An 8295-nucleotide genomic window follows, 5' to 3' on the forward strand; every position below is an offset into this window, starting at 1 on the left:
CGCCTGGAATAGCACATAAATTATTTGAAGATGATTTAATTCCTGTTTTCCCCTACAAACGACCTATGACTAAAAAAGGATTTTTCAAAAAATATGATTATGTTTATGATGAATATTTTGATCGTTACATTTGTCCTAATATGAAAACTTTAAATTATACAACAACTAATAGAGAAGGTTATAAAGAATTTAAAAGTAATCCCAATGATTGTTCGTCTTGTCCATTCATTACCTCATGTACAGAATCAAAGAATAAAACTAAGTTAATTATGAGACATTTATGGGAAGATGAAATGGAACGATGTGAGGATATCCGTCATTCCCTTGGAATGAAACAACTTTATGGAATTAGAAAGCAAACAATAGAACGATTATTTGGAACAGCTAAAGAATTTCATGGTCTTCGCTATACGAATATGATTGGTAAAGAAAAAATGCACATGAAAATTGGGCTTACTTTTGCTTGTCTAAATATAAAAAAATTAGCAAAAATCCTGAAATTAAGAGACCAAAAGGACTCTATTTTTTTTTCCTATTTCTGTGTTTTAATTTAAAAATAGAGAAATAGATAAAAAAACAAACACATTATTTAATTGAACAATGTGTTTGTCTTCAATCTGAGAAGCTGATCTAATCAGCTTCTTTCTTTATGTCACTATCGGGCAGGTTATTGAAAAAAACTATTTGGATTTTTATGGTAAAATATAAGCGTGGTTAGGGGGGATATAATGAAAAAAACACATTTTTTAAAAGTCCTGTTATTTGGTATAGCAATAATTGCATTTGTGCTTGTGTCTAGTGGATGGGTGAGTCTTTGGATAACTGGGATTGCTGTTATAGGGAATGATGTTAAAAATTATCATCTTCAATCGTATCCTGTAGATGGAGAATATACTGTTAAGATTGATTTGATGGATCTTGGGAGTAATGTCGGGAAAGTACTTTATAATGATGGGGAGAATAAAATTTACGTAGAGAAAGTGTTGGCACGTGATAAATCTGATTATCAAGTCTACTTTAGGTCAAGTGGAACTTATAGTGTAAGAGAAGCTACATTAGTTTCAGGTCTTGAACATGCGATTACCGAAAATGGTTTTACAACGAGAAATCACGTAAATGCAACAGCGACATATCGTAGAGATTCTTTTAAAATATACCCTTCCGGTTCTTCTGGTTTAAATTATAAGGATGGAGATTCATTCGGATATTATTTGTTCCCACATGATAAAGTGATAGATGTAGATATTGAAAAAGATTCCTTTATAGAGGTGAAACTATCAAATTTAACCATGAATAAGTGGAAGAAAAAATAAATGAAAATAAATGTTCTCTTTAAAATTCTCTTCTATAAGCAGGTGCAATAATAGTACATTCAAGAGCTGTGAGTGCAGCTCTTTTACTTATGGAACAAACGGGCAGTTTTGTTCCATAAAAACTTTGTTATAATACAATTTGTAGATTAATATATTTGGATGGTGAATAGATGAAATTTATATATAAGTTGGATGGTGCAGGTTGGGCTAATTGTCATATAGAAATAGACTCAAAGCAATGTTCTTTCAGTCCAAGTTACCTTACCAATGCTTTAGGGGATTTACTTCAGGCTTTATTAGAAATTAATCCTTTGTATACGGAGGAGGCTTATATAGTTAATGGTACCCACTTTTTTTGGGATGAAGAACCTGAACAAATAGAATGGAACTTTCGCTACTTGTTTGATGGAAAAATGTCATTAAGAGTCACGTCCCATAAGGAAGTCAGTGATACTGAAATCCTTGAAAAAGTAGAACTAAGCACTAATTGTTCTTACGACGAATTCTTGGGTGAAGTGCTCAATGAGGTTGAAAGAATCCTTAAAGAATACGGGATTATTGGATATAAAAATATGTGGATTGAACACGATTTTCCTCTAAGCACATTCTTACAATTAAAATATTATTTAGAAAACCGAACGGAGTTTCCAATTACTAAAAGAACTTTTGGTCATTCAGAAGAAATAAAAAGTGATATTGAAATGGAACTAAATTATTTGAACGGGAAGTAATTTAATAAATGGTGCAAGAGTCTAATAAAGGAAGGTTAATTCGTCATTCTCTTGTTGAACTATCGGGTGCTTTTGTGGAATAAGGCTCATTGAAATGATCAAACTTTTTTATAAAAAGTTCATACGGAATTTAAAAGGTTAACTCTATTTTGATCAATTTTTGTTCAAAATGGAGTTTTTGTGTAGACTGCTAAATAAGGTTGTGTGATTTCATTTATATCAAACTTTATTCCAAACCTACATGTTGGATTTTTTTGACTATTAATTTAAGGAGGGATATACTGGTTAAAAACAAAATATTCTAAACTTTTTTGGAGGGGAATGGGTATGAAAGCGACTAAAATGAATTCGACTTTTACGGCGGTGGCTTCATTAGCTTTTGTGTTGATTTGTGCTGTATATTTTATTAGTTCGACATCGGATGCTTTAGCGTTTAATGTTATTTCATATTTTTGGCCATTATTATTCATAGCAGGTATCGTGTTTGGAGCATTTGTTGTGAAGAACTTCAGAAAAAACAGTTCATTTGATACGATTCTTGCTATTGTGATAATTAGTTTGTGCGGTTCATCTTTAGGTGTATATGGTTTCTTCTTTTACCTAGGTAAATTGATGGGAGGATAACAAAAAAGAGAAGGTTGCTCCCTTCTCTTTTTCATCGATACTAATTTAATAGATATTTCCTTATTTAGCTTGAGAGCAAAGTAAACCGAATTCGGTAACCATCTATCAACCTGGGTTAGATGTACCATTTGCACAATTGTAAAGGATGCGATCGCACTCGTCATCGCCTTTACCGAATTTAGACCAGCAACCTTCATACTAAGCACTTTCTTGAACTCATCCTTCGATTACGCTGTCAGCGTATGCAGGGCTTTGCAATTCTTCAACGAATAGGTTATTTATAATATGAATATTTAACCAAAGTTGATAAGATTATTGTTATTTTTATTATTAAGTGGAATAAGGTTCATTGCAATAATCAAACTTTATTATAAAAATGACATACTTAATATAAAGAATTAACTCCATTTATCAATCTTTTTTAAAATGGAGTTTTTGTGTTTGCCGTCAAATAGGGTTTAGTGATATCTTTTTAAACAATCTTTATTACAAATCTACAGTAGATTAGGTGAAGTAGAACATTACATAAATTTACTAATGAAAATCTAATCCATGAAATAAAAGATTGATTTATTTAAAAAAAGGCTCAGTTAATTAATATTGTTGATTAATCAAATACAAATAAAGCTCCCTTTTAATAAAAAAGATAACATTTATTTAGCTACTGCTTCTACTAATTGAGTGACTAATAATTGAGATTTCAGAGCTTCTAGTCCATCAATCAGTGGTTTCTCATCATTTTGAATACAGTCAATAAAATGTTGTACAGAATCTTCAAAACCTCTTTGCTTTAACGTAGTATCCCAAGATGGAGAAAACGAAGTAGTTATGCTGTTATTAGATGCAATTTCTAAAGTATTCATGTTTTTAACACTTATAATTGCTCCATCTGTTAATAATTCAAGTTTTTCAAGGTTAGTACCAGCTTTTCGATGCATGTCTGTAAAAAAAGGTACACCTTCCTTGGATTTATAAACATGTCCCGCATAAACAAGGTAATTTTCACTACTTATATTTACTGTTCCATGTAGCACATCTAAATCACCATTTGCTAACCATCTTACTGTATCAACTACATGCAAATAATCATCTAACATTCTAAAATCATAAGAGTAAGGCCCCATGCTATCTGTTCTATGTTTTTCAATGCGAACTGATGCAATGTTTTGCGCTTGTTGTTTTGCTTGTACATACATAGGTGCAAAACGTCGATTAAATCCAACCATAAGCTTTCTTCCTGATTTTTCGCTTAACTCTACTAATTTTTCAGCTTCAGCAACAGTTGCAGCTAATGGTTTATCGACATAAACATCTATTCCTTTAGTTAAAAGAGAAGATACGACTTCAAAATGTGAGCTAGTGGAACTATGTACGAAAACAGCATCACATTCCGCAGCGAGAGTTTGTAAACTATTAAAATCTTGAATACGATACTGATTGCAAATCATTTTTCGTTTATCTTTGCTTGGTGAAAAAGCACCTACAAATGACCAATCTGTTTCTTGAGTAAGAATTGGTAAATATGCTTTTTGAGCTATACTTCCTAACCCTATCATTCCAATACGTGGTTTTTTCATATCGTCACCCTCTATATGGATATAGTCAATAACAAAAGTAGTATACATTATTACAGTGGTCTATACAATTAGAAAAGTCTCTATTTACATGTGGACGTGCATCTTGAAGATACGGCTGATATTATTTGGATGTTTTATTGGACAAACAGGGGATTCTTCATTATAAGGAATCACTTTCTAATGCCACTAAACCAGCTAATAGTTTGTGAAGAATTGTACTTAAATAATAGGGTGCGTTTGTTTAGGAAGGGTCTTTAAAAATGATAAAGGTTCAATACACGAGAAAAAGGATGGAAAATGCCATCCTTTTTCTCGTGTATTTTGATTAAAATGACTTGTTATTTTGAGTGTCAAAACTATTGTCAAAACAAGTTTTCCACCTCTTAACTGAACCTGTTAAAAGTTGAAAGTTGACAGTTGACTTTTAAAATATTATTAATCTTGTATGCTGTAAGCTTCTTCAATTGAATCCACAAATATTCCAGCAAAGATAATTTTCCTTACACAATTTTCAACCTGCATTCTTGAAGCAGGAGAGGAAGGATTAATAATTATTATTTTTTTAAAATTAGCCATCGAATATAATTTTAAAACGAATGTAATATCATCCACCACATGACCAGCCACTTCTTCTTGTCCACGTCCATCCATAATTAATTTATACCTTGAAGGGTTAATAGTATTTACGATGGTTTGAAACTCGCTTAAATATATTTTTGCATCTTCCTCTTTAAAAAAGCCGCCTACTTTTACAAAGAAAATGCCTTTCTCTTCATCCAATTCAATGGAATATAGCTTCCCCATTGTTTTTCCCCCAGAGTATGAAAAATAACTACTATGATACCATAATACATAAAACGACTCATTTCGACAATCCTAGATATCTTATCTGGCTAGCTTCTAAGCTTAATAATAATGGTATTATGTAAAGTGTTTCACTTAAAGTAACAGGTGCAATAGCAGAAGAACAGAGCTGTCTTTTAGACGGATTTTTCTTCTGCTACTAACGGTGCAGATTAGCTCAAGAAGGATTTAAAATATATTTTATTGAATATCAATAGTGAAAATACTCGAACAGATGGAGGATATTAATGAAATTAGCTTTAATAGGTGGAGGATATGTAAAACATACAGATAATTTACATATTAATAAACGAATTGTTGAATTAAGTGGAAAGAAGAATCCAAAAGTATTATTTTTGCCCACCGCAAGTAATGATGATGAAAATTACATAACAGAGTTTACTGAGGTTTTTGGAAAGCAGTTAGAATGCCAGGTTAAGGTACTACGTTGTCTAAATAAAAACCCCGTTGAACCAGAAATAAAACAGATGATTGAGTCTGCTGACCTAATATATCTCGGAGGAGGGAACTATATAAATATGATAAGAAAGTGGGAAGAATACAATATAAACAATAGATTACTTCAAGCCTTACAAAATGAAACATTAATTGCTGGTATTAGTGCAGGAGCTATTTGCTGGTTTAAAAGTGGAATTCGTTCGAATTATGAGAGGGAAGGCTTCATAGAGAGCCCAGGTTGGAATGTTATTAACAAAATCTTTTGTCCACATTACAATCAAATGGATAGAGCTAATGAGTTTCATCGATTGCTTCTGGAAAAATCAAATAGTGATGAACTAGCTATAGCATTAGAAGACGATTGTGGTTTATATTTAACGAATAATCATTATGAAATTATCGGAGAACCTTCAAAGGCTTGGGAGTTTCAAGTTATTGATAACCAAATAACAAAACGTAAATTCAGCGATAGAACGATAACTTTCAATTAATAAGCATGAAAATAATCAAACATTTTTATAAATCTAAAAAAGAGCTTCCTGGAGTATCGTAGTATAAGATACTCCCCACTTTTCTGCGATATCTTTAATAGGTGTTTTTCATTTACTTTGCTTACAAGACTAGGTTAGATTACTGCCCAATTTGTGAATATTCGAGATTCGAAACATTTTATAAAATCGAACCTTCTTACCTCAAAAGTGATTCAAAGTAATTGAAAATTACTTTTGAAATAGCCTCTAAGTATGTTTATGTGTAACGTTAATCAACCCAACCTTCCAAACACAAAGAAAATAACTACTAAAATATTCACAAATATAACCCAAGCAATAATTTTTCGAATGCTGGGTTGCGGTCCGTTCTTCAAAATTTTAATGCACATAGAATTATCGGACTAAATCTGTTAATAATTTGTGAAAAATCACACTAAAACTATCAGGTGCAAGAACTCAAGTTGTCTTTGAGAAGAGAGTATAATTGATTAAGGAATCCTCTTTTGAGAGATTCCTCAATGGTCTTTTATATTATATTTTTTTATTAGTTTCTTAGCTTCCTCAATACCTTCATTTGTTAGGTAAACAGATTTTGAACGCTTACTATCACGAATGAAATTTTTTCCTGATAACTCATTTAGAGATTCAAAGGGATATCCCTTCCAACTTCTTTGAGATTCACCTAATCCATAATCTTCTTTAAAAGAGGTTAAATGCAACAATAATAAAGTTAATTCATCGATTTGATCTTTCATATGAACGACTCCTTTCGTTTGTCTATAGTTTAACTTCATTTATGTAATATTCCAAACCAAACATTACTTTTGATCGGCATTAAATATTGAGCAAATGGGTCAGGATAGCTCAATAAAGTGTTAAAATAAAGTGAAAGGTGTTGATAATGAATGTATGAATTCCCATCAGAAAACGATTTTCTTTCATTGTTTGAGTGTGAACCTATCCTATTAGACACTACTAATGAAGATTTACCGTTTTTTTATAATGTAGCAACCTATCAATTTTCTAATGGAGAGGAAGACTTTATTGTGACTCTCTCTCCTTCTTACGAGGAAGTAAAGATACAAGTAAAACAAACTGGCTCCAGTAGGTTATTATCGTTTTTAGATTTAAAAAGAATCGATAAATTTGAAATTATTGCTGATAAAAAAGACTTTTCAAGCGTGTTATTAACTATTGAAAATGAAAACTCTTTACAAACGATTGAAATAGATTTTAAACCTCGTTTTAAATTCATTTTTAAGGAACATTGTACATTGTAAAGTAATATCAATAATTCAACAGTAATGGAAATTAATGGGTGTTGAACTGAAAAGCTCTTTTATAATAAAATGTTTAAATATTGGAGTATAATTATGAAAAAGTATTATTTCGCAGTGACGTATGAGATTTGTGAACACAATAATCTTTATTTAGATATGAACGAATATAATATAGACTCATCTGAGGATTTGGATAAACAGATAAGGGAATTCGCAAAAGTGGATGTTGCTCCCTTGGTTAAGGTTTATGAATCTGAAACAAGTGACTTTAAAGAATTTACACTATACAAAGAATATAAATTCAAGGAGTATGAGTGTGGTTGTAATCAGTAGTTAATGTTATTAAACTATAAGGTGCTTTAATACATTAAGCAACTGCAACCGCAGTTGTTTTTTATGTAGCTAAAGGTGCAGGTTATTTTTTGAAACTTCTATTAATAAATAAACGTATAAAAGAATGTTAGGTATATCCACCTAAATAATAAGGTAATATGTAGTTGTTCAGACGTAATAAGGGGGCATAGAATGTATGAAACGAATAATTAGTGGACTGATAACTTTATTAGTTTTAGTGGGGATTAACTTTATGGTTAGTAAGAGTACAAATACTAACTTTATTGATTTTTCTTTAGGTGTGGGGTTAATCATGAGTGTAATTATTTGGTTTTTTACCTCAAAAGGGGGTGTCACATCAACGTATACAGATGTGGCAATGCAATCACAAACAACCAATTGGAAGATGAAAAACGAAAAACATAAGTTTAATCCTAATATTGCATTTTATACAGCAGTTTTATATACACTAATATCTATTGTGTTTACTTTTATATATTATAAAGATTATTTTATTAATTGATATACTCAAATCGTTATTGAACTAAAGGGCACTTATACTGTTTTTAGAAGTAGTATTTCTATAAATGGTGCCGCCAGCATTTCGGAAAAAAACCACGCTAAGTGAACTGCACCCCAATTGT

10 protein-coding genes and 1 pseudogene are annotated in these 8295 nt (G+C 31.2%); 8 read left to right on the plus strand and 3 right to left on the minus strand.

Going from position 1 to position 8295, the window contains the following annotated elements; all coding sequences use genetic code 11:
• From V7014_RS18450 to V7014_RS18465, 4 genes and pseudogenes are all read left to right on the plus strand, one after another.
• Positions 1 to 494: pseudogene (locus V7014_RS18450) on the plus strand (transposase); the annotation flags it as partial.
• Positions 495 to 728: 234 nt separating this feature from the next.
• Complete coding sequence (locus V7014_RS18455; RefSeq protein WP_335509067.1) at positions 729 to 1313, plus strand: hypothetical protein; 585 nt, start codon at positions 729 to 731, stop codon at positions 1311 to 1313.
• Between the two features lie 170 nt (positions 1314 to 1483).
• Positions 1484 to 2044 carry a hypothetical protein gene (locus V7014_RS18460; protein ID WP_335509069.1) on the plus strand — a complete coding sequence of 187 codons (561 nt, stop codon included), beginning with the start codon at positions 1484 to 1486 and terminating at the stop codon, positions 2042 to 2044.
• Positions 2045 to 2371: 327 nt separating this feature from the next.
• Complete coding sequence (locus V7014_RS18465) at positions 2372 to 2668, plus strand: hypothetical protein (RefSeq protein ID WP_335509071.1); 297 nt, start codon at positions 2372 to 2374, stop codon at positions 2666 to 2668.
• Between the two features lie 653 nt (positions 2669 to 3321).
• On the opposite strand, the gene V7014_RS18470 is transcribed toward V7014_RS18465, so the two are convergent.
• Positions 3322 to 4245 carry a Gfo/Idh/MocA family protein gene (locus V7014_RS18470; protein WP_335509072.1) on the minus strand — a complete coding sequence of 308 codons (924 nt, stop codon included), beginning with the start codon at positions 4243 to 4245 and terminating at the stop codon, positions 3322 to 3324.
• A 435-nt stretch (positions 4246 to 4680) separates the two neighbouring features.
• Entirely contained in the window at positions 4681 to 5025 is a 345-nt protein-coding gene (locus tag V7014_RS18475; protein WP_335509073.1) for a hypothetical protein, read from the minus strand.
• Positions 5026 to 5336: 311 nt separating this feature from the next.
• Between V7014_RS18475 and V7014_RS18480 the strand changes: the two genes are divergently transcribed.
• A complete protein-coding gene (locus V7014_RS18480) occupies positions 5337 to 6038 on the plus strand; it encodes a Type 1 glutamine amidotransferase-like domain-containing protein (protein ID WP_335509075.1) in 702 nt (233 codons plus the stop codon).
• Positions 6039 to 6553: 515 nt separating this feature from the next.
• Here V7014_RS18480 and V7014_RS18485 read toward each other — a convergent pair.
• The gene (locus tag V7014_RS18485; protein WP_335509077.1) at positions 6554 to 6793 is read right to left on the minus strand and encodes a DUF6429 family protein; all 240 of its coding nucleotides are present in this window, start codon (positions 6791 to 6793) and stop codon (positions 6554 to 6556) included.
• A 150-nt stretch (positions 6794 to 6943) separates the two neighbouring features.
• Here V7014_RS18485 and V7014_RS18490 point away from each other — a divergent pair, with 150 nt between their 5' ends.
• The 3 genes from V7014_RS18490 to V7014_RS18500 all read left to right on the plus strand — a co-directional run bounded on the left by V7014_RS18490 (position 6944) and on the right by V7014_RS18500 (position 8174).
• Positions 6944 to 7318: a hypothetical protein gene (locus tag V7014_RS18490; protein ID WP_335509079.1), complete on the plus strand. Its 375-nt coding sequence runs from the start codon at positions 6944 to 6946 to the stop codon at positions 7316 to 7318.
• Between the two features lie 93 nt (positions 7319 to 7411).
• Positions 7412 to 7651, plus strand: a complete 240-nt coding sequence (locus V7014_RS18495) for a hypothetical protein (protein ID WP_335509081.1) — start codon at positions 7412 to 7414, stop codon at positions 7649 to 7651.
• Between the two features lie 196 nt (positions 7652 to 7847).
• Positions 7848 to 8174, plus strand: a complete 327-nt coding sequence (locus V7014_RS18500; RefSeq protein ID WP_335509083.1) for a hypothetical protein — start codon at positions 7848 to 7850, stop codon at positions 8172 to 8174.
• Positions 8175 to 8295 lie beyond the last annotated feature (121 nt).

The sequence above is a fragment of the Bacillus sp. JJ722 genome (assembly GCF_036963345.1).
Taxonomy (GTDB): domain Bacteria; phylum Bacillota; class Bacilli; order Bacillales; family DSM-1321; genus Bacillus_AD.

Excerpts from the sequence above, each read along its gene's own strand:
- V7014_RS18455 (WP_335509067.1), top strand. The coding sequence starts at position 729 with ATGAAAAAAACACATTTTTTAAAAGTCCTGTTATTTGGTATAGCAATA.
- V7014_RS18460 (WP_335509069.1), top strand. The coding sequence starts at position 1,484 with ATGAAATTTATATATAAGTTGGATGGTGCAGGTTGGGCTAATTGTCAT.
- V7014_RS18465 (WP_335509071.1), top strand. The coding sequence starts at position 2,372 with ATGAAAGCGACTAAAATGAATTCGACTTTTACGGCGGTGGCTTCATTA.
- V7014_RS18470 (WP_335509072.1), bottom strand. The coding sequence starts at position 4,245 with ATGAAAAAACCACGTATTGGAATGATAGGGTTAGGAAGTATAGCTCAA.
- V7014_RS18480 (WP_335509075.1), top strand. The coding sequence starts at position 5,337 with ATGAAATTAGCTTTAATAGGTGGAGGATATGTAAAACATACAGATAAT.
- V7014_RS18485 (WP_335509077.1), bottom strand. The coding sequence starts at position 6,793 with ATGAAAGATCAAATCGATGAATTAACTTTATTATTGTTGCATTTAACC.
- V7014_RS18490 (WP_335509079.1), top strand. The coding sequence starts at position 6,944 with ATGTATGAATTCCCATCAGAAAACGATTTTCTTTCATTGTTTGAGTGT.
- V7014_RS18495 (WP_335509081.1), top strand. The coding sequence starts at position 7,412 with ATGAAAAAGTATTATTTCGCAGTGACGTATGAGATTTGTGAACACAAT.
- V7014_RS18500 (WP_335509083.1), top strand. The coding sequence starts at position 7,848 with ATGAAACGAATAATTAGTGGACTGATAACTTTATTAGTTTTAGTGGGG.